Source organism: Alteromonas sp. KUL150, from assembly GCF_009811475.1.
In the GTDB taxonomy this organism is placed as follows: Bacteria; Pseudomonadota; Gammaproteobacteria; order Enterobacterales; family Alteromonadaceae; genus Alteromonas; species Alteromonas gracilis.
On record NZ_BLIJ01000065.1, the window covers coordinates 114,843 to 135,835 of the forward strand.

The 20,993-nt window shown below is 45.1% G+C and carries 16 protein-coding genes and 1 pseudogene; 9 read left to right on the forward strand and 8 right to left on the reverse strand.

Features of this window, described 5'->3' with window-relative positions:
- The first annotated feature begins 70 nt into the window (after nt 1-70).
- The 5 genes from hisS to GVO62_RS15480 all read left to right on the forward strand — a co-directional run bounded on the left by hisS (nt 71) and on the right by GVO62_RS15480 (nt 5,620).
- Nucleotides 71-1,354: a histidine--tRNA ligase gene (gene hisS / locus GVO62_RS15460; protein WP_159119998.1), complete on the forward strand. Its 1,284-nt coding sequence runs from the start codon at nt 71-73 to the stop codon at nt 1,352-1,354.
- 12 nt (nt 1,355-1,366) lie between these two features.
- A complete protein-coding gene (locus GVO62_RS15465; RefSeq protein WP_105931648.1) occupies nt 1,367-1,987 on the forward strand; it encodes a YfgM family protein in 621 nt (206 codons plus the stop codon).
- Between the two features lie 46 nt (nt 1,988-2,033).
- Complete coding sequence (bamB, locus tag GVO62_RS15470; protein ID WP_159119999.1) at nt 2,034-3,293, forward strand: outer membrane protein assembly factor BamB; 1,260 nt, start codon at nt 2,034-2,036, stop codon at nt 3,291-3,293.
- A 307-nt stretch (nt 3,294-3,600) separates the two neighbouring features.
- Nucleotides 3,601-5,046: a ribosome biogenesis GTPase Der gene (gene der / locus GVO62_RS15475; protein ID WP_105931650.1), complete on the forward strand. Its 1,446-nt coding sequence runs from the start codon at nt 3,601-3,603 to the stop codon at nt 5,044-5,046.
- 394 nt (nt 5,047-5,440) lie between these two features.
- A complete protein-coding gene (locus tag GVO62_RS15480) occupies nt 5,441-5,620 on the forward strand; it encodes an exodeoxyribonuclease VII large subunit (RefSeq protein ID WP_159120000.1) in 180 nt (59 codons plus the stop codon).
- Here GVO62_RS15480 and GVO62_RS15485 read toward each other — a convergent pair.
- Together GVO62_RS15485 and xseA are read right to left on the reverse strand one after the other, a co-directional pair.
- The gene (locus GVO62_RS15485) at nt 5,617-6,777 is read right to left on the reverse strand and encodes a hypothetical protein (protein ID WP_159120001.1); all 1,161 of its coding nucleotides are present in this window, start codon (nt 6,775-6,777) and stop codon (nt 5,617-5,619) included. The two genes, GVO62_RS15480 and GVO62_RS15485, sit on opposite strands and share 4 nt — an antisense overlap.
- A gap of 15 nt (nt 6,778-6,792) precedes the next feature.
- The gene (xseA, locus tag GVO62_RS15490) at nt 6,793-8,145 is read right to left on the reverse strand and encodes an exodeoxyribonuclease VII large subunit (RefSeq protein ID WP_159120002.1); all 1,353 of its coding nucleotides are present in this window, start codon (nt 8,143-8,145) and stop codon (nt 6,793-6,795) included.
- 100 nt (nt 8,146-8,245) lie between these two features.
- Here xseA and guaB point away from each other — a divergent pair, with 100 nt between their 5' ends.
- The 4 genes from guaB (at nt 8,246) to GVO62_RS15510 (ending at nt 14,205) form a co-directional block, all read left to right on the forward strand.
- On the forward strand, nt 8,246-9,715 hold the full coding sequence (gene guaB, locus GVO62_RS15495; protein WP_105931655.1) for an IMP dehydrogenase: 1,470 nt from the start codon (nt 8,246-8,248) through the stop codon (nt 9,713-9,715).
- Between the two features lie 71 nt (nt 9,716-9,786).
- The gene (guaA, locus tag GVO62_RS15500; protein WP_159120003.1) at nt 9,787-11,364 is read left to right on the forward strand and encodes a glutamine-hydrolyzing GMP synthase; all 1,578 of its coding nucleotides are present in this window, start codon (nt 9,787-9,789) and stop codon (nt 11,362-11,364) included.
- Nucleotides 11,365-11,580: 216 nt separating this feature from the next.
- Nucleotides 11,581-13,203: a methyl-accepting chemotaxis protein gene (locus tag GVO62_RS15505; RefSeq protein ID WP_159120004.1), complete on the forward strand. Its 1,623-nt coding sequence runs from the start codon at nt 11,581-11,583 to the stop codon at nt 13,201-13,203.
- A 99-nt stretch (nt 13,204-13,302) separates the two neighbouring features.
- Nucleotides 13,303-14,205 carry a histone deacetylase family protein gene (locus GVO62_RS15510; protein ID WP_159120005.1) on the forward strand — a complete coding sequence of 301 codons (903 nt, stop codon included), beginning with the start codon at nt 13,303-13,305 and terminating at the stop codon, nt 14,203-14,205.
- Nucleotides 14,206-14,308: 103 nt separating this feature from the next.
- On the opposite strand, the gene GVO62_RS15515 is transcribed toward GVO62_RS15510, so the two are convergent.
- The 6 genes and pseudogenes from GVO62_RS15515 to folD all read right to left on the reverse strand — a co-directional run bounded on the left by GVO62_RS15515 (nt 14,309) and on the right by folD (nt 20,616).
- Nucleotides 14,309-15,325: a phospholipase A gene (locus tag GVO62_RS15515; protein ID WP_159120006.1), complete on the reverse strand. Its 1,017-nt coding sequence runs from the start codon at nt 15,323-15,325 to the stop codon at nt 14,309-14,311.
- Nucleotides 15,326-15,360: 35 nt separating this feature from the next.
- A pseudogene (locus GVO62_RS15520) lies at nt 15,361-16,199 on the reverse strand (MBL fold metallo-hydrolase).
- A 38-nt stretch (nt 16,200-16,237) separates the two neighbouring features.
- The gene (locus GVO62_RS15525; RefSeq protein ID WP_159120007.1) at nt 16,238-17,956 is read right to left on the reverse strand and encodes a proline--tRNA ligase; all 1,719 of its coding nucleotides are present in this window, start codon (nt 17,954-17,956) and stop codon (nt 16,238-16,240) included.
- Nucleotides 17,957-18,110: 154 nt separating this feature from the next.
- Complete coding sequence (gene tsaA, locus GVO62_RS15530; protein WP_159120008.1) at nt 18,111-18,830, reverse strand: tRNA (N6-threonylcarbamoyladenosine(37)-N6)-methyltransferase TrmO; 720 nt, start codon at nt 18,828-18,830, stop codon at nt 18,111-18,113.
- Between the two features lie 237 nt (nt 18,831-19,067).
- A complete protein-coding gene (locus tag GVO62_RS15535; RefSeq protein WP_159120009.1) occupies nt 19,068-19,655 on the reverse strand; it encodes a DUF1415 domain-containing protein in 588 nt (195 codons plus the stop codon).
- 106 nt (nt 19,656-19,761) lie between these two features.
- Nucleotides 19,762-20,616 carry a bifunctional methylenetetrahydrofolate dehydrogenase/methenyltetrahydrofolate cyclohydrolase FolD gene (gene folD / locus GVO62_RS15540; RefSeq protein ID WP_105931664.1) on the reverse strand — a complete coding sequence of 285 codons (855 nt, stop codon included), beginning with the start codon at nt 20,614-20,616 and terminating at the stop codon, nt 19,762-19,764.
- Nucleotides 20,617-20,993: the final 377 nt, after the last annotated feature.

The following is a 20,993-nucleotide window of genomic DNA, read 5'->3' on the forward strand; positions in this document are numbered from 1 at the left end:
TCATTGTTGTTTATTCCTAAAGCCCCTATAATGCGGGGCTTTTCACTATATAGCAGTATGAGAATTTCACGTGGCTAAGACTATTCAGGCAATTCGAGGCATGAATGACTGCCTACCGGAGATTTCCGGTACGTGGCAAAAGGTAGAATCTGTACTTCGTCAAGTGGTGGCGAGTTACGGTTACCAAGAAATACGTACTCCCATCGTTGAAAGCACCGACTTATTCAAGCGTTCCATCGGCGAAGTAACCGATATCGTTGAAAAAGAGATGTATACCTTTGAGGATAGAAATGGCGACAGCTTGACGCTTCGTCCAGAAGGCACAGCAAGCTGCGTGCGTGCAGGTAACGAACACGGTTTATTGTATAACCAACAACAGCGTTTGTGGTATATGGGCCCGATGTTCCGCCACGAACGTCCACAAAAAGGTCGCTACCGCCAATTCCACCAGTTTGGTGTGGAAACCTATGGCATGGATGGCCCGGACATCGATCTAGAGGTTATTCTACTTAGCGCACGTTTTTGGAAAGCGTTCGGTATTGAGCAGCATGTAAAACTGCAAATAAATACCCTAGGCTCAAACGAAGCGCGAGCAGCCTATCGCGATACGCTAGTGGAGTTCTTAAAAGAAAGAGCTGACCAGCTAGATGAAGATTCATTACGCCGACTAGAAACTAACCCGCTTCGCGTACTCGATTCTAAGAACCCAGAAGTTCAAGCGGCTATTGCTGATGCGCCAGCTCTTATCGATCACTTGGATGAAGAATCTAAAGTTCACTTTGAAACGCTTTGCGCGCGCTTAACGCAAGCGGGCATTGAATTTGAAATAAACCCTCGTTTAGTACGCGGACTAGATTACTACAACCGTACTGTGTTCGAATGGGTTACCGATAGCCTAGGCGCCCAAGGCACCGTGTGTGCAGGTGGTCGCTACGATGGCTTGGTTGAACAGTTAGGCGGTAAAGCAACACCAGCGGTTGGCTTTGCCATGGGTATAGAACGTTTGGTACTGTTGCTGACCACGCTTACAGAAGAAGGCCAAGATTCAAGCTTTGCTGACGTTTACGTGACGGCAATGGGCGATGACGCACAGTCTTATGCCATAGAAGTTGCTGAACACCTTCGCAATCGGCTTCCAAACGTGCGCATTATGATGCACTGTGGCGGCGGCAACTTTAAAAAACAATTAAAGCGTGCAGATAAAACAGGTGCACGTTTGGCGCTGCTTTTAGGTAATGACGAAATGCAGTCTCGCGAAGTAGGGGTAAAACCGCTACGCGACGGCCAAGAACAAGTTACAGTCAGCTTTGATACCTTATCTGATAGGGTTGCAGAGATGCTGAGCGCACAATAAAAAGAGGACACTATGGAACAGTTCGCAACAGAAGAACAACAAGTAGAAGCGATCAAGCGCTTTTGGAAAGAACACGGTACTGCAATCATTGTTGGTGCTGCACTAGGTTTAGGCGGTCTTTGGGGCTGGCGTTATTACTCAGATGCGCAAATAGAAAGCAAAGAAGCAGCATCTGTTGCATATCAAAATGCCGTCGAGACTTTTGGCACCGAAGGCAGCGATGCAAAAGTGAATGCGTTTATTGAAGAGAATAAAGACAGTGGCTATGCGAGTATTGCGGGCCTACTAGCGGCTAAGCAAGCGGTAGATGCGGGTGATTTAGACGCAGCGGCTTCGCATTTAAACAGCGTTGTTACCTTTGCTGAAAACGATGAATTAAAAGTACTTGCGTCACTTCGTTTAGCTCGCGTGCAAATTGAAATGAACCAGCTGGACGCGGCGTTGTCTACGCTTAGCAATGTAACAAACGACGCATTTTCAGCAGAAGTTTCTGAACTAAAAGGCGACGTGTATCAGAAACAAGGCAAGTTTGACGATGCGCGATTAGCTTATTCAAATGCGTTAGAAAAAAATGCCAACAATCCGCTTTTACAAATGAAGCTAGATAACCTTTCGGTATCTGCAGCTCAGTAAGCGATAGTCCCATTGGGCTGGTGTAAATAATAAAGAGGTACGCAATTTGTTTCACAACACGTGTGGCCGTAAAGGTCGATTTGCTCGCACGATAGGTATGGCACTCGCGGTGTCTATCACAATGTCAGGCTGTTCAACCATTTCTGATTGGTTTGCAGATGACGAAGAATTAGAGATTCGCCGTTTAAAGCCTATTGAAGCTAAGTTCTCTCCACAGGTAGTCTGGGATCGTGATATTGGAGACGGTGTTGACCATTACTTTTCGCGTCTTCGTCCGGTTTACGCTTATGACAAACTCTACGCGGCAGACCGTCATGGTGTTGTCGTGGCGATGGAACCAGAATCTGGCAAAGTGTTGTGGCAAAAGGACTTCGCTCAATTCCGTTCTGAAGGCATGATGAGTGCGGTAACCAAATTATGGCGCAGCGGAGAAACTGCGCGTATTGGTGGTATTGCTGTTGCTGACAGACATGTATTCATTGGCACTGAAAATGGTTACGTAGCGGCAATGGACGCAGAAAGCGGTGAGCTTGTTTGGGAAGCCACAGTTCCTGGCGAAATCTTAGCAGCGCCAGCAGCCGATGAAGGCATTTTAGTGGTTAACACTGGTGCAGGCAGCCTTTTCGGTTTTAACACGCGCACTGGCGAACAGCTTTGGAGACATGAAGGCGACACTCCTCCGTTGACCCTTCGCGGCATTTCAGGCCCCATCGCATCTAACGGTGGTGCTATTGTAGGAACGCCGACTGGAAAAATTCAGGTGAACCTTATCGAAACAGGTGTGCTCGCATGGGAAACCGTAATAGCGACACCTTCTGGTGCAACAGAGCTAGAGCGTATCGTTGATATCGATACCACACCAGTATTGTTTGGCGGCACCATTTTTACAGTGTCGTACAACGGTACACTAGCTGCAGTCGAACTTCGTTCAGGTCGCGTTATTTGGAAACGTGAATATGCATCATTTCGCAATCTGACTATCGAGGGGAACAAAATTTTTGTTGTTGATAATAACTCCAACGTTTACGCCCTCGACAGACGCAATGGTGTAGAACTATGGTCTCAAGGCTTACTTAAGAAACGTTCGTTAACGGCCGCTACGCCTGTCGGTGACCACATTGTGGTTGGCGATAACTGGGGTTTCCTTCATTGGATTGAGCAAGAAACCGGTGAAGTGGTTGCTCGCTTAGATGTGGGGGGCGATGACGAAGACGACGCTATTTTTGCTGCGCCTCTTAAAGTGGATGACAGTGTAGTTGCGGTAACGCGAAATGGTGTTGTAGCGTCGGTACGCATACCGAATTAGAAAGATTACTGCTTAACAACCAAGTTAAATAGGGGCGTTTCGGATAATATTCGAAACGCCTTTTCTTATTGTCTACACCAATATATTTACAGCTTTCGATCACCTAATTCATTTTGTTAGGGCAATGTGTTAAGTCTCCCAGAACTGCATTGGTATTAGGTTGTGAACAAGGTATAATGCGCCCATTCTCGAAAGCCTCATCTAAAACACCACATGTTGGAGAATCATTCTCTTAAACCTAGTTTGTGATATTTGGTGTGCATGGCTTGTGCTTTTTTTAGCTTTCATGACCCTTAGGATCTGATAAATGTTACCCGTTGTTGCTTTGGTTGGCCGCCCAAATGTAGGCAAGTCAACCTTGTTTAATCGCCTTACAAATACCCGCGATGCACTCGTTGCTGATTACCCGGGCCTAACTCGCGACCGTAAATATGGCCAAGCGAAATTTGAAAAGCGCCAGTTTATCGTAGTGGATACCGGCGGTATTACGGGCGATGAAGAGGGCATTGATGCTGAAATGGCCCAGCAGTCACTTTTAGCCATCGAAGAAGCCGATGTTGTACTTTTTTTAGTGGATGCGCGAGCGGGTTTATTGCCAGCAGACCAAGGCATAGCTGACCACCTTCGCCGCATAAATAAAAAGGTATTTGTTGTAGCTAACAAAGTTGATGGCATTGATGGCGATAGTGAGAGCGCTGAGTTTTATTCACTTGGATTAGGTGCAATAAAGCAAATTGCAGCTGCACATGGACGCGGCATAAGCCAACTATTACAAGATGCGCTTAAACCTCTGGAAGTTGATTTTCCTGACATGGAGATTATCGATGAAGAGCCAGAGGAAGAAGAAGATGCGGAAACCCAGCGTCAGCGCTTGCAAGAACTTCCCATCAAGCTTGCTATAGTAGGCAAGCCAAACGTGGGTAAATCTACGCTCACAAACCGTATTCTCGGTGAAGAGCGCGTTGTTGTGTACGACATGCCAGGTACGACGCGAGACAGCGTTTATATTCCTATGGAGCGCGACGAGAGAGAGTACATTCTCATCGATACCGCAGGGGTGAGAAAGCGCAGAAAAATTAGCGAAGCGGTAGAGAAATTTTCAATTGTAAAAACCCTACAGGCCATTGAAGAGGCCAATGTGGTTCTATTAGTCATTGATGCCCGAGAAGGGATTACTGACCAAGACTTAAGCCTACTTGGCTTTGTGCTTAATTCGGGCCGTTCACTGGTGGTAGCCGTGAATAAATGGGATGGATTGAGTACGGATGTAAAAGACGATATCAAACGTGAGATGGATCGTCGTCTAGGCTTTATTGACTTTGCCCGTATTCACTTTATTTCTGCACTGCATGGCTCTGGTGTTGGCAATTTGTTTGAATCAGTTCAAGAGGCTTACTCAAGCGCCACTAAGCGTATCAATACCGCATTACTGACGCAGATTATGGAAATGGCGCAAGATGACCATCAACCTCCTCTTGTGCGCGGTCGTCGAGTGAAAATGAAGTACGCCCACGCTGGCGGATACAACCCTCCTGTGATTGTAATTCATGGCAACCAAGTTGACGATTTACCAAGCTCTTACAAACGCTTTTTGATGAATTATTTTAGAAAAGCACTCGAAATAATGGGCACGCCAATTAAGATAGAATTCAGAGAGGGTGCAAACCCATTTGAAGGTAAGAAGGCTAATTTAACCTTGGCCCAGCAGCGCAAACGCCGACGCATGATGTCTTATTATAAAGATAAAAAATAACGGGTTGAAACTAAGGCGCTATTTCTGATTAAGTTGAGGTGGCGCTTTGTTTCCATGAGATCTTCAGCCCTATTCCCGCGCTCTTCTCTAGTTTAAGCTGAGGTATCAGGTGATGAAATGCTGAGCGAGGTGGATTCAAGTCCGCAGTGTGTCGCACTTTTCTAGATATGTCTCACTAAATTAACTTACTGTTTTTATTAATGTAATTAACTGAGTCATAATTACACTCAGATTGTATTCTTTTCCTTTTTTCCACACCTGCCGTTTATCAGTAACTCTCTTTTTTGTCATTGAGCCCCTTTAAATTCGTAGGGCAATAACGGTAAGAGGTTGTGGAGCTATTTTTGCAAACGTCTTTAGTTTTGCCAGTGACTAACAGCGTTTGGGAGTAACCGTGTCAGTAGAAAAATTGTTTGATGTCGCCACACCACTTCAAAAAAATCAGATGTACAACTGGTTTGATAGATACAAATCTAAAGAACAGCAAAAAGTCTATATCCTAAGCAGCGAGGTAGAGAGTAAGTCAAAATTAAGAGGGGCGTTAGCAAAGCGACTTTCCGCTAAAAAAGCTTAGCGCTGAGTATCTAACAGCATAGCGCGAACCTTTTTCATCATTACAGACTCTTGAGGTACCTGAATCTTAGCAATCAGCTGATTGACGATGTTATCTGAAAAGTCAGGCGGAAAGGTTGTAGACACTTTTACGATTTTATCCTGCTGTCTGAATACATAGGTGGTGGCGTAAATTGTCGGCAAGTTATCTGAGGCGGCGCTTAAGCCTAATTTCCACCCGACCAATTGGCTATTTACCGCATAAGGTGACGCTGGGCTAACTTGAGCTAAGGTTAGCTTTTGTCGCTCTGCGGTTGCGCGGGCTCTCTGTAAGTCGCTTTCTAATTGTTTCGGCAATAACTCATTTTCTGTGATAGATAGCTGACCAATAAAGGGGTACACAGTGACATCAACTAAGGCGTCCTCATAATCCGGATGGGTGTAGCGAGTGATTGCACCGCTAAAGGGGTCAGGAAAAAGCTGGGTGTCTAGTTTTTTGAATTCGCCAACCGTGTCAGGCACCTGCAGTGCCACATCATAATTGCTTGCTTCTAACGCATTAAATAAGTATTTACTGGTAAATAACCCAGTTTGCCTAACGTGTTGAAGCCAGCGAGATACCAAGCGCTTAGTTTCTTTTCCGATATCAGCATTTTCTTTGTTATCGTCAACGCGTGTCTCAACGCCAGAATCAAACAGTGAAGAATCTATTTCTATACCTCGCCATTGCAGCGTGAATTCAGCGAATTGCCTTGCGTATTGCTGGTGCTCGTGTATTGCGGCGCCCACATTGGCAATAAGTAACTCATAGTCGTTCCCTTCGCCATAGGGGAGTAAGTTATTAAATTCGCCAGACTCGCTGAGCACATTAATGAAGCTGTCGGGCGAAATTACATCTTCGAAGCACAGGTTAGTATTGTCTTTATCAATTGGCGGTGAGTGGGAAAATTTTTGTTGTGAATGACAGGACTTGAGCAAGGCTTCGCTTGGGTAAGTAGAAAAGACCGACACACTTTGATTGACCGCGTAGGCATGGGCAACGCTAGACAGCATCGAAGGGATAAAAAAGCACAAGAAAAACAAAGACGTTGGCGCTAAGAATTTTAAAAACTCGCCAAAAAATGCATGAGCCCGCTGGCACAAACTAGAAAATGAAATCGCTGTTACATAAACGGGCATAATACTAAAGGCTACCTATTGGCGCTGAATGTCTGTCACTTTACTGATTATTTCACCGTCCGTCACTCGTGATTTTATCTCATCGCCAATATTCACTTTATCCACGCTGTTAATAGCAGTTTTGTCGTTAAGTGTAATGCTGTACCCCCTCGCTAGAGTTGATAGCGGGCTCACGGATTGTAAGAGGCTGACCTTTCCTCCAAGTTCATTTTTCTTACCCTTAATAAGCGCGCTCATACTAGAGGTAAGCTTATTACTGGCATACTCAAGTTTGTCTTTGGCTCGGGCTACCTTTGCCGATGGAGATTGCTGGTTTAGCCTGTATTCAAGCGCGTGAAGTTGCTTTTCGGCCTTAGCTAGGTCACTTTGCATTTTATGGGCTAAACGAAGCTGTAGCCTGTCTAAGGTTTGCCACTGAGACTGAATACGGCTTTGCGGGTGCAAAGCATTTAAACGCTGCTTCTTAAGCGTTAGTTGCTGCTTACTTGCCTGCAAATACTGATTAATGGCACGTGCTAAGCGCTGTTTTTGCTGATTTAACGTTTGATAAAGGGCAGTTGAATCCTGGCTTAAGATTTCGGCAGCAGCGGATGGAGTAGGGGCGCGTAAATCAGCCACGAAATCGCTTATGGTGAAATCTACTTCATGACCCACAGCGCTCACTATGGGAAGATTGCTTGCCGCGACTTCTCGGGCTAAACCTTCATCGTTAAAACACCACAGGTCTTCTAACGACCCGCCTCCCCGAGTGAGTAGTAGCACGTCTACTTCTGCACGTCTGTTTGCCGTGCGCAATGCATTAATCAATTGAAGCGGTGCAGTTTCTCCTTGCACCATTGACGGATAGACAATGACTTCAGTTTGTGGACTACGGCGCTTTAACACACTTAGCACATCGTGAAGTGCTGCACCGCTTGATGAAGTAATTACACCAATGCGGTTGATACGGTCAGGTAAAGAGCGCTTATTTGAAGTATCAAATAAACCTTCGTTGTTAAGTTTGAACTTCAACGCTTCAAACGCTTGCTTGAGTGCACCTTCGCCGTCGCTTTCCATATGCTCAACGACCAGTTGATAGTCGCCGCGCGCTTCGTAAAGCCCCACAGACGCGCGCACGAGTATTTTATCGCCTTCTTTAGGGCGAATACGCACGTTGCGATTAGCCCCTTTAAACATTGCGGCTCGAACTTGAGCTTTATTATCTTTGAGCGTGAAGTACCAGTGTCCTGATGCCGCCGCAACAAAGTTAGAAATTTCGGCCGACAGCCAAATAAGACCAATCTCGCCCTCAAGCACGGTTCTGGCTAAGCGATTTAGCTTGGTAACTGTTAAAATTTGTCGAGATGTAGATGGCGAATTTGTAAACATAAAAAAAATCACAGGGTTTAATACATTTAGAGTTTACCTGAAAAACAAAAAACACTACAATTGCGCCGCAATTAACCCTCAACTGAATAGGTGTTGTTGCATGCTACGTATCATCCAAGAAGCCCTGACGTTTGACGATGTGTTGCTGGTTCCCGGCCACTCGACCGTCCTTCCCCATACTGCAAATTTACAGACCCGTCTAACGCGCGGTGTAACGCTGAATATTCCAATGGTGTCTGCTGCCATGGACACGGTTTCCGAAGCCCGACTCGCTATTGCGCTGGCTCAAGAGGGTGGTATTGGTTTCATTCACAAGAATATGAAACCTGAAGAGCAAGCTAAGCACGTACGTGAAGTTAAAAAATACGAAAGCGGCGTGGTATCTGACCCTGTAACGGTAGAAGAGAACGCAACTATCGGTGAAGTTATCGCGCTATCTAAGCGTCTTGGTTACTCTGGCTTCCCAGTAACAGACAAAGACAATAACTTAATTGGTATTGTGACTGGTCGCGACCTTCGTTTTGAAAAACGTTTAAACCTTCCTATTAGTAACGTAATGACTGGTAAGGATGATCTGGTTACCGTTAAAGAAGGCGCAAGCTCTGACGTTGTGCTAGACCTTATGCACGAGCACCGCATTGAGAAAATACTCGTGGTTGACGACGCGTTTAAGCTAACCGGTTTGATCACAGTTAAAGATTTCCAAAAAGCAGAAAATAAACCGAATGCATGTAAAGACTCGCTGGGCCGCCTTCGCGTAGGTGCAGCAGTAAGTGTTGGCCCAGGTACTGACGAGCGCATTGCGCTATTGGTTGAAGCCGGTGCTGATGTATTGCTTATTGACACCTCTCACGGCCACTCTCAGGGCGTTATTGACCGCGTTAAGAAAGTACGCGCTGACTATCCTGAAGTTCAAATAATCGCAGGTAACGTTGCAACGGGCGACGGTGCAAAAGCACTGGCCGACGCAGGCGTAGACGCGGTTAAAGTTGGTATTGGCCCAGGGTCAATTTGTACAACCCGTATCGTTACTGGTTGTGGTGTACCTCAAATTACCGCGGTATCTGATGCGGTTGAAGCGCTAAAAGGCACTGATATCCCGGTTATCGCTGACGGCGGAATTCGCTTTTCTGGTGATATTGCCAAAGCATTAGCGGCTGGCGCAAGCTGCGTAATGGTTGGGAGCATGCTGGCTGGTACTGAAGAAGCACCCGGTGAAGTAGAGCTTTTCCAAGGTCGTTATTACAAATCCTATCGCGGAATGGGTTCACTGGGCGCTATGGATCAAAGCCACGGGTCGTCAGATCGTTATTTCCAAGAGTCTGATAACGCAGAAAAATTGGTACCAGAAGGTATTGAAGGTCGCGTAGCGTACAAAGGTCCAATTGCAAACATTATTCACCAGCAAATGGGCGGCTTGCGTTCAGCCATGGGTTTAACCGGCTGTGCTACAATTGAAGAACTCAATACTAAAGCACAGTTTGTGCGTGTGACCTCTGCCGGTATGGGCGAGAGCCACGTTCACGATGTGAGTATCACTAAAGAAGCGCCAAACTACCGCTTAGGTTAAGGCGACCGACGACTGCGAGGCTGGTTTTTACACCAGCCTTTGTTCTTTTATTTAACGGGTAAAAATAAAACATGACCACAAATATCCACGACCAACGCATACTTATTTTGGATTTTGGCTCGCAATACACGCAGTTGATAGCGCGTCGTGTTCGCGAAATCGGTGTTTACTGTGAGCTTTGGGCTTGGGATGTGACCGAAGAACAAATCCGCGAATTCAACCCGCAGGGTATTATTCTGTCAGGCGGCCCTGAGTCGGTAACCGAAGAAGGCTCACCACGCGCGCCTGAGTACGTATTTGAAGCAGGCGTACCCGTGCTAGGTGTGTGCTATGGCATGCAAACCATGGCACAGCAATTAGGTGGTGGTGTACTAGGTTCAGACAAACGTGAGTTTGGTTATGCACAGGTTGAAGTAATAAAGCCAAGCCCGCTGCTAGATAAAATTGAAGATGCTATTGGTGATAATGGCGCAGCACTTTTAGATGTATGGATGAGTCACGGTGATAAGGTAGCGGCGATTCCTGAAGGTTTTGAAACCATCGCGCAAACAGCATCTTGCCCGCATGCAGCTATGTATAACGCTGAAAAACAATTCTACGGGGTACAGTTTCATCCTGAGGTAACGCACACTCGCCAAGGCATGCGATTGCTTACCCAGTTCGTTATGGACATCTGTAAATGCGAGAAGCTTTGGACTGCTGACGCTATTATTGATGACGCCATTGAGCGCATTAAAGAAAAGGTAGGCGATGAGAGAGTCATTTTAGGGCTATCTGGTGGTGTTGATTCATCAGTAACCGCGATGTTGCTTCACCGTGCTATTGGCAAAAACCTGACCTGTGTGTTTGTTGATAATGGTTTGCTTCGTTTAAACGAAGCCGATCAAGTTATGGAAATGTTTGGTGACCACTTTGGGCTAAACATTATCCGTGTCGATGCTGAAGAACGCTTCCTTGAGCGCCTTAAAGGTATTGAAGATCCTGAGCTTAAGCGCAAAGCTATCGGCAATGAGTTTGTTCGTGTATTCGATGAAGAAGCGGGCAAGCTTGAAAATGCAAAATGGTTAGCGCAGGGGACTATATACCCAGATGTGATTGAGTCAGCGGGCTCTGCCACGGGTAAAGCACACGTGATTAAGTCGCACCACAACGTGGGCGGACTTCCAGAAGATATGGAACTTGGCCTTGTTGAACCACTGCGTGAACTATTCAAAGACGAAGTTCGCAAAATCGGCCTTGAGCTAGGCTTACCATACGACATGCTTTACCGTCACCCTTTCCCTGGCCCAGGCTTAGGCGTACGTGTACTTGGTGAAATAAAGAAAGAGTATTGCGATTTACTGCGTCGTGCTGATGCAATCTTTATCGAAGAACTATACGCGGCTGATTTGTATCAAAAAGTTAGCCAAGCGTTTACCGTATTCCTTCCAGTGCGCTCGGTAGGCGTAATGGGTGATGCCCGTAAATACGACTGGGTAGTAAGTTTACGTGCTGTAGAAACCATCGACTTTATGACAGCGCATTGGGCACACCTTCCATATGATTTCTTAGGTAAAGTGTCGAACCGGATTATTAACGAAATCGACGGTATCAGCCGTGTGGTTTACGATATATCAGGTAAGCCACCAGCTACGATTGAGTGGGAATAGGTCGAAGTTTACTGCCTATTTTTAGCTAGCTATTCTCAGCTACTATACTAAAAGAGCCTCCGGGCTCTTTTTTATTGCCTGTAAAACGCTGAGTTACATTTAGTATAAAGATAAATATAAAAGTATTTTTTGTTATACCTAGTATTTCACTTAAATGTCACAAAAATATCATTTAATGCCGACGTCCTTCTTCTAATTCATACTAAAGGTTAAGCCGTGTTCAACTACACAAGCATCAGCCGTTTGGTGATGACGCCCGTCCTCGCCAGCTTTCTCATTCTTGTCCTGCTAAACGGCGCGTCCATCTATAAGTCGTTTTCACTGCTTAACTCTTTTGACGAGCTGGAGAACACCCTTGTTCAGTCAGAACGAGACGTAAATACTACGCTTAGTACATTTAAAACTCAGGTGCAAGAGTGGAAAAACGTATTGCTTCGTGGCTACAAGCAAAGTGACAGAGAAAAGTACTGGGATCGCTTCAAACAACGGGAAGCTGAGATCACCCGCCAGTTTGACATAATGCTAGCAAACGGTGTCATTAGTGATGCTGTTAAATCCGACATACGCAAATTTCAGCAAGCTCACTCAGTCATGGGACAAAAATACCGAGAGGGTTATGACGCTTTTGTCAATTCAGGGTTTGACCCAAAAGTGGGAGATAGTTACGTGCGGGGGATTGATCGTGAGCCCGCTGAACTTTTAACCGCCATAGCGTCAGATATTGCAACAGATTCAGCAAATGCCATTGCTGAGCTTAAATCAAATACTCGCACTATGCTCTGGATGATTTTATTGGCCGCCATTGTACTGTCTGTACTTTCTATGGTGTATGTGATTGCTCGACTGCGCTCTCAAGTTATTAAGCCTACAAAACAGGTCGCTGCGTGCATATCAAACCTCGCTAACAGTCGTTACGATTACAGTTTAACGTATTCAAGTGAACATGAACTCGGGATGCTCGCAGATTCAGCTCGCGCATTACAGTTCAAGCTAAAAGACTCGGTGGCGCAATTGCAGCAAGCTGAGATAGAAATGGAAAAAGCGTTCGGAACTTTAGGCAATGTTAGTCAATCAATCATGGAAGGGGCGAATGGCCAGCGAGATGCATCCCGATCCCTTGATAACAGTACGGATAAGCTTAGAGAAATTGTGCAAAACTTGGTAGCAATTACTGACCAAGTGGCGGTAGCGACGAATAACTCAGAAAAAAATGTGGCAAGCTGTTATGCCACCTTTGAAAGTGCAAACGCGGGCTTTAAACAGCTAGCTAAAACGGTGACAGAGTCGAGTAATATCGTATTAGACCTTCAAACGCGCAGCACGAATATTTTGAAAGTAGTAAATGTGATCAACGAGATTGCAGATCAAACGAACCTGCTTGCGCTTAACGCAGCAATAGAAGCTGCTAGGGCAGGGGAGCACGGTCGAGGCTTTGCAGTAGTTGCAGACGAGGTTCGCGCACTGGCGGCTAAAACACAACAGTCGACGAAAGAAATTAACGATATATTGAGCAGCTTTGAGGCTGAGGCAAAAGGTGCTGTGTCAGCCATGTCGTCAGGTAAACAGCTATCCGATACTAATGCTGCTGAAGCGGCAGCCGCACTTGAGACGCTTAACAACGTGGTGAGAGATATTAAGGAAACTGCGAGCGTTGTTGTTGCCCTAAATGATGCTGCTGATGAACAAGAAGCGGTGCTGCATCAGGTTGAGGCAATTATTAGCAATGTGGTTACGTCGTCAGAGAAATATCACCAGTTGGCACAGCGTGACGATATGTCTCGCTCCATGAAAAGTATGTCAGATAACGTGGAAAAAGTGGTGAATAGTTTGACCCGCTAGTCCCTATTTGTCAGTATGAATCGATAACTAAAAGGAGCGTTTTGCTCCTTTTTTCATCGCGCGTTGTGCGCTTGTTTTCGAGAAATTGCGCTGATTCTAATGACAACACCACTTGTATTTCACCCGATTTATAGCCAGCTAGACCTTCCCGAACGCCATCGTTTTCCAATAGAAAAATATGTGGGTATTCGTGATGCGCTCATAAACCGGGGTGTGAGTGCTGAGCGATTTATTAAGCCTGAGCCTATCAGCGATGAGGCGCTCAGTTCCTTCTATGATCCAATATATGTTAAAGCGCTCACCGCAGGTTCCTTAGATAAAAACGCCATGCGGCGTATTGGGTTCCCTTGGTCGAAGCAGCTTATCGAACGAACACGCACGGCGGTTGCTGGTACCTGTTTAACTGCGTCATTAGCTCTCGAGACCGGTAAAGCCCTCAACCTTACAGGGGGGTATCACCATGCCTTTGCAGATTTCGGCTCTGGTTTTTGCTTATTCAATGATTTATACCTTGCCGCTAAAACTATGCAGAAAAACTCATCTATCGATAATGTGCTTATTGTTGATTTAGATGTACATCAAGGCGACGGTACGGCAAAGCTTGCTGAGAATGATTCAGATATTTTTACCTTATCTATTCACGGAGAAAAAAACTTTCCGCATAGGAAGCAGCATTCAGATATTGATATTGGTCTTGCTAAAGGCACCGAAGACGATGAATATTTAACTACGCTTGAACAAGCGCTGACATTAGCTTTACGGCAATTTCAGCCAGACGCCATCATCTATGATGCAGGTGTCGATGTGCACGTAAATGACGACTTAGGGCATCTACATATTTCTACCCAAGGCGTTTATGAAAGAGATAAGCAGGTATTTGCGTTGGCTGAACGTTTAGGTGTTCCAATAGCAGCAGTGATTGGCGGGGGTTACCAAAGAGATATTGCTGCACTGGTCGATGTGCATATTCAACTTTATCGCGCAGCCGGCGTGATTGATTAACTGCAATAAGTATTAACCGAAAAATAAAAAGCACGCTCAAACGGTATGATAAAGAACTGAATCGTTTGTAGCGCGCATTTTGTTTCAAACATGCTAAGTTGTTTTACAAGAAGAGCAACTGGAACCCGATACCAATGCGCTCTTGTGAGCGGTTATAGTCAATAAGCGAGTCGCCGTACCCGTTAAAGTATTGAAGAAGCACTTCGTAGCGGTCTGAAATCGGGTAGGTGAAGTCTAGCTGAATGCTGCCTCGGTTTTCATCGAAGTCCAGGTTGTTTCTCAATAGGGCAAGCACTTTGAAAGCACCAATTTTTCTCCCATATCCAAACTCCATACGGCCGTAATAATCCTCTATATCAGGGTTATCATCGCCGGTAGGATCTAATGGGTCTTCTTTTTCGTCTTCAGGAATGCGATACCAGGTTTTTAGGTAATAAATATCGTCGTTATCACTGAATACAATAGAGGCAAACAAGCGGTTCCAGCTACGAGAACGCAGCCCACTCTGACCGTTTGACATATGATTAAAACCTACTTGGAAGGTATTAAATTTATATCCCAATACGGAATAATCAGCGGTTTCCTGCCAAAAGACTTCCGGTTCGTAATTCGTTTCTCGGAAGGGCTTAGAAGCTTCGTTATTATATAGCTGCCAAAATGATGTCAACGTAAAGCCAAAGTACACCCCGTCGAACCCTGTATCTTCTAGATAAAGAGGAAGTTTCGCGCTTACTTGGAACTTAGCCTCTCTATTATCTACATTTTCTTCTGTTAGTTCTTCACTGCCGAACGTATTAGGGTTAGAAACATAAGTGATAGGAAGTAAATAGTTTTGTCTATGCTGGGTAATGGCAAAAACATTGTCTAGCGCTTCTTTATCACCTTCTAAGCGGTTATCTAGCGCACTTTCTGTGGTCGTATCACGTTTTATTATGTCAATGACCTCAATGCCGCTTTCATCCTGCGATGCTTTGGGGTCTTCATTTTCAACAGTGTCAACTTGTTCATTGTTGTCGACAGATGAAGCTTGCTTATTTATCACTTCTTGTGATTCTTGAGCGAATACACTCGTGCTAGCAGCAAACGCTGCCAAAAATACAAAAGGCTTTAACACAGACACCTTTAATTCTCCGTAACATGGGGTTATTGTTATGCTTAACTGAAGTCCAGTGTAAGGCCTTCGGAAGATGCAAATACGTGTAAAGTAGACTCTGCTACTGTGACATATTCATTACAATGTCTTACAACATCATCTATATCGTCATCTGTGCGTTCTGGATCATGACTGTATAGTGCTAATTTTTTTGCATTGGACGCCATAGCAAGTTTAACCGCCTCTTCAGCCACAGAGTGGCCCCATCCGTTTTTAGCAGGCATATCAGACAGCATATACTGTGCATCGTGGATAAGTAAGTCTGCATTCTCGGCAAATTTAGCAAAATCAATAAAGTCGGTTTCTTTCTTATAAGGAGGGTAAAGCTCATTATCTGTAATATAAGCAACCTTCACACCGTCAGCGTTTATGCAATAGGCGCTGCCGCTTCCCGGATGATTCATTGCAAGTCGCGTGATTTTTGCGCTTCCTATTACAAAGGTACTGTCCGCTTTCGGTATTTCAATAAGCGAGATGTTTGCTCTGAGCGCACTTCTTGGTACGGGAAATAACGATCCTTCCATTTGTTTTAAAATTTGGTCCGGTTCATTAAACAGTGTTTGCCCTGGATAGATATTTATTTCACGTTCGGCTTGATATATGGGAGGAAAGAAGGGGAAACCTTGTATGTGGTCCCAATGATTATGGCTCAGCAAAAGATAGGGGTGTTCTTTTTCGCTAAGTGCTCGCCAAGGAGGCGAATACCAGTACCTGAGTCGAGGACGATATCTGTACCGTCCTCAAGCTCAATGTGAACGCATGCTGTGTTACCGCCATAGCGAACGAAAGCTGCTCCCGGTGTGGGTATAGACCCTCTTACGCCATAGAATGTTAACCGCATACGCCCTCTTTTCTTTACTTTTGGGGCAAGCTCAGATTTTAGAGTGCGGCTACAAAGTCCTTTGCTGCGCTGAGATCTAATAACTGCTTCTCGCCAGTACGTCTATTTTTATACTCAACCTGTTGATTATCTAGGTTTCTCTCACCGATAACAATACTGTGAGGTATACCAATTAATTCCATGTCATTAAACATAACACCCGGGCGCTCCTTCCTGTCGTCAAACAGTACTTCCACACCTAGCGAGATAAGCTCTTGGTAAAGGGCTTCGGCTGCTTCTTTGATGCGATGAGACTTATGCATATTCATTGGTATTAATGCAATTTTAAACGGTGCGATAGGATCTGGCCACTTTATGCCAAATTTATCGTGGTTTTGCTCAATCGCAGCCGCTACTATGCGTGATACACCGATGCCGTAACAGCCCATAGTAAGCGTTTGGTGTTTACCTGACTCGCTTAGCACGCCACAGTTCATGGCTTCTGAATATTTTTGGCCCAGCTGGAAGATATGGCCTACTTCAATGCCTCGTTTAATATCAAGAGTGCCTTTTCCATCTGGAGACGCATCACCCGCTACCACGTTACGAATATCAACACCGGTTAAATCTTCTGACCAGTTAGCGTTAACGTTCACTTTACCGCCAACGCCAGCTCCTGTAGTGAAATCCGCAAGAGCGGCTGCACTTGCATCAACGTAAACTGGAACCGGTAAGTCATTTGCATTAGCAAACAGCGGAGAAACGCCAAGAACATCTTTTGCCTGTTCGAAAGAGGCTTCAACAAGCGGTGTAGCAACACCGTCTAACTTTTCTGCTTTAACATCATTTAACTCATGGTCAGCACGTAGCACCAATGCTACCCACTTATCAGAATTAATTTCCTCACCTTTGTCGTTAAGTTCATTAGCGGCTTTAACCAAAATAACTTTAACGGCTTTTGTTACATCTGCTTCAACGCTTTTTAAAATAGCGTTGAAATCTTTACCCTTGGCATCTTTTGTTTCAACAGCCACGCCAGAAGGCGTTGCTTTTTCTGGTGCCATGGCCTGTGCCATTTCAACATTTGCTGCGTAGTCACTGTCGCTTGAGAACGCAATATCGTCCTCGCCTGATGCTGCAAGCACGTGGAACTCGTGAGAGTGGTTACCACCAATTGAACCTGAATCTGCAATCACCGCTCTGAAGTCTAGGCCCATACGCGAGAAAATGGCGCAATAGGCGTCGTACATTTTCTGATAAGTTTCTTCTAAGCAGCTGTCTTCTAAATGGAAGCTATAGGCATCCTTCATAGTAAATTCACGGCCACGCATAATGCCGAAACGGGGGCGCACTTCGTCGCGGAATTTTGTTTGAATTTGGTATAGATTAAGCGGAAGCTGCTTGTAGCTGCTAATTTCGTTGCGCACAAGCGCAGTAATCACTTCTTCGTGCGTCGGGCCTAACACGAAGTCACGCTGGTGGCGGTCTTTAATGCGAAGCAGTTCAGGGCCATATTCTTCCCAGCGTCCAGATTCTTCCCACAGGTCAGCAGGCTGTACAACTGGCATAAGCACTTCAATCGCGCCTGCTTTGTTCATTTCCTCGCGAACAATGTTAGCGACTTTATTAAGGACACGAAGGCCTGAAGGCAACCACGTATATAGACCCGAGGCAAGCTTTCTGATCATGCCAGCTCTTAGCATTAGCTGGTGGCTGATAACCTCTGCATCTGCAGGTGTTTCTTTCTGCGTGGCAAGCAAATATTGACTAGTGCGCATGTAAAGCAGGTATCCTGTTATAAGTGTATTTATGAGCATAAGTGTGAAGGCCTATCAAAAAACCACTTAGGGAGAGACAAGGCGACACACGTTTGGGCGTATTCTAATTAACTGTGAGCCATTTCGCCACAGACGGTTAACACTATTCGTGTATTTATCCTAATGGAGTGAGTTCAGTAACCCACACATTCGCGTCTTTTATCTTAAAACCCACGTCGATATCGTATAGCGTAACGCGGTATGTTTTTTCGTCATTATCATTTTGCTGTTTATAAGCAGGGCGAGGATCTTGTGCAAGTACCGCGGTCACAAGAGAGCAAAAATCACGATGGCGATCTTTAATTTTGGCAAGGGCTGTCGAGAGATTTGGCGCGAAATACACGTCTCGATGAGGGATGGGGTTAATGTCATCAAGGGTGTCTCTCGCTCCAGAAATACTATCAGCGTAGGAAATATAAGGTTTAATATCAATGAGTGGGGTACCACTTACTAAGTCTACCCCTGTGACTTTCAGCGTAACCTTGCCTTTTTCTATCGCTATACCCTCGTTTTCAACGACAGACATGCCAATACTATTTGGTCTATGAGTACTTCGGCTTGCAAAAACGCCTATGGTAGCGTTACCCCCTAATCTGGGGGCTTTTACCGCGCTTTTCCAACCACGTTCTATGTTTTGATGGAACACGAATAAAAGCCACAAGTGACTGTAGCTTTCGATACCTTTTAGCATATTGATATCATTAAAACCTTCGTTGAAGGTAATGGTGCCTTTTGCTCTGGCTAGATTGGGCTGTCTTGGTACAGCAAACTTTTGCTTAAAAGGCGTTTCAATAGTCGCAATGCTCGACACTTCAAAGGAACTAGTAGTGCTCACGCGGTATCCCTATTGTCATTAAATGTGAGTTGAATTGTCATATATCCCTCATAATTGGCATGTACTCTAATGCTTCAAGTTAACGCTTGGACCAAGCAAAGATGTTTTTGTCGAAAAGACTACGTCTAGCTTTGGTTTCCCTGGAGTAATCCAATTCTTTGGCCTGCCAAAGCTCGTATTTAGTTTACCGTCTGAGATCGCGCTATAAATAGCCTTCCACACAGCGTGCTAAATTAACTAACGGGTTTTATGAGGTAGGCTTTTCTTTTTCATCTCTGCTAACACGTTTTCGAAATAAGGGCATCCAAGTGCCTGAGCCTTTTCGATGTTATGGCTAAATATCTTCTCTGCATCCTCTTCTTTTTTCATATATCGTGTGATGTCAGCTTCGCGAATTAAGTGCAGAAGTGGGTAGGGAGAGCGATTAGTATAGTTTTCAGCATCGTTTTTGTCGCTACCGTCGAACACATAATTTGGATGAAAGCTAGCCAGTTGGTAAGTGCCACTATATCCCCAATCGTGAAGCATACTATCGGCAATGGCTAGTACATCAAGGTATTCGTCAAAATCAGCAATAGTTGAGTGGGTAAGCGCAATTAACGTTGTGGCAGTACTTTCACTTTCTTCTAAATGCCGTAATTCATCAAATAGGGATTGAATGATATCTCCCGCATCGCCAGCAATGACTACACAACGAATTTGGTTGGGCGTTCTTACATAACGCGCAAAGGGGCAAAAGTTGTGTTTTATCACAATATCGTCAACCCACTTAAGGGTAGCGTCGATGACGTGCTTTTCGCACAACGAAGAGGTTGGTTCCGCCATAAAGAAGTTATTCAATTTAGGTCTGTATTTAAAGAGAAGAGAGTATAAAGCAAAAAGGCAGAAATTTACTTTCTGCCTTAAAAAAATCACATTTAGTGCGAGCGCTTTAAGAGTGGTATTTCACGTAGGCTTCAAGTGTGTTTTCTATCAAACTCGCCACAGTCATTGGCCCAACACCACCGGGTACGGGGGTAATCCAACCAGCACGTTCTTTTGCTTTTTCGAAATCTACATCGCCCACTAATGAACCGTCGTTTACGCGATTAATGCCCACATCAATCACAATCGCGCCCTCTTTTACCCAGTCGCCTGGTATGAAGTTCGGTTTGCCGACAGCAACCACGAGTAAATCAGCGCGTTGAACGTGGCTTTTTAAATCTTGGGTGAACTTGTGGCAGGTGGTTACCGTACAGCCTGCCAATAATAGCTCTAAGCTCATTGGGCGACCCACAATATTTGATGCTCCAACAATAACCGCGTCCAAGCCCTTAACTGGACGCTTGGTAGACTCGATCATGGTCATAATGCCTTTTGGCGTGCAAGGGCGTAGCGCTGGAATACGCTGTGCTAGGCGACCAATATTATACGGGTGGAATCCGTCAACGTCTTTATGTGGATGAATGCGCTCTAGCACCTTTTCTGCATTTAAACCTGCAGGAAGAGGTAGTTGCACTAATATGCCGTCAATCTCTTTATCTTCATTTAGTTGGTCAACTAAATTAAGCAATGTTTCTTCCGTAGTGTCTGACGGCAGATCGAACGAACGGGATACAAAACCTACTTCGTCGCATGCTTTTCGTTTGTTTGATACATAAACTTGCGAGGCGGCGTCACTGCCTACTAAAACTACGGCAAGACCGGGCTGTCTTTTACCCGCTTGTGTAAGCGATTCAACATAGGAGGTTACGTGTTGGCGAACTTGTTTGGCAATTAATTTGCCGTCAATAAGATGAGCGGTCATAGTCTTGTACGATTCTTATATGGTTGGGTGGTCAACAAGTGCCCTATATTGTTTCACAAAACGGGGCTAATAATCTAGCAATTATTGGAAACTGTCATTTACTCTCTTTTCTTGTACTTTTCATCAAGCTAACTAAGACTCCACATCAACATTCATGTTGCCTAATTGGCTTACTTTTTCCATCTACGAAAACTCGCTACGCTGGCGCACTGGCGTTAAGATATTAAAAGCAAATTGCTTAAAAAAACGCGAGAATGGATGCTTTGTGAGCGGTTAGGTATTTTATTTGAAAAAGTGTTTGACGAGGTGGGGGGATGTCAGTAATATTCGCACCCCGTAACGGCACTGAGGCTAAGGCGTCAGGGTCGAAACGACAG

What these genes read in the sequence shown, in the direction of transcription:
- guaA (WP_159120003.1), top strand. Translation starts at nt 9,787, where the DNA reads ATGACCACAAATATCCACGACCAACGCATACTTATTTTGGATTTTGGC.
- guaB (WP_105931655.1), top strand. Translation starts at nt 8,246, where the DNA reads ATGCTACGTATCATCCAAGAAGCCCTGACGTTTGACGATGTGTTGCTG.
- GVO62_RS15535 (WP_159120009.1), bottom strand. Translation starts at nt 19,655, where the DNA reads ATGGCGGAACCAACCTCTTCGTTGTGCGAAAAGCACGTCATCGACGCT.
- folD (WP_105931664.1), bottom strand. Translation starts at nt 20,616, where the DNA reads ATGACCGCTCATCTTATTGACGGCAAATTAATTGCCAAACAAGTTCGC.
- der (WP_105931650.1), top strand. Translation starts at nt 3,601, where the DNA reads ATGTTACCCGTTGTTGCTTTGGTTGGCCGCCCAAATGTAGGCAAGTCA.
- GVO62_RS15510 (WP_159120005.1), top strand. Translation starts at nt 13,303, where the DNA reads ATGACAACACCACTTGTATTTCACCCGATTTATAGCCAGCTAGACCTT.
- GVO62_RS15465 (WP_105931648.1), top strand. Translation starts at nt 1,367, where the DNA reads ATGGAACAGTTCGCAACAGAAGAACAACAAGTAGAAGCGATCAAGCGC.
- xseA (WP_159120002.1), bottom strand. Translation starts at nt 8,145, where the DNA reads ATGTTTACAAATTCGCCATCTACATCTCGACAAATTTTAACAGTTACC.
- GVO62_RS15485 (WP_159120001.1), bottom strand. Translation starts at nt 6,777, where the DNA reads ATGCCCGTTTATGTAACAGCGATTTCATTTTCTAGTTTGTGCCAGCGG.
- GVO62_RS15525 (WP_159120007.1), bottom strand. Translation starts at nt 17,956, where the DNA reads ATGCGCACTAGTCAATATTTGCTTGCCACGCAGAAAGAAACACCTGCA.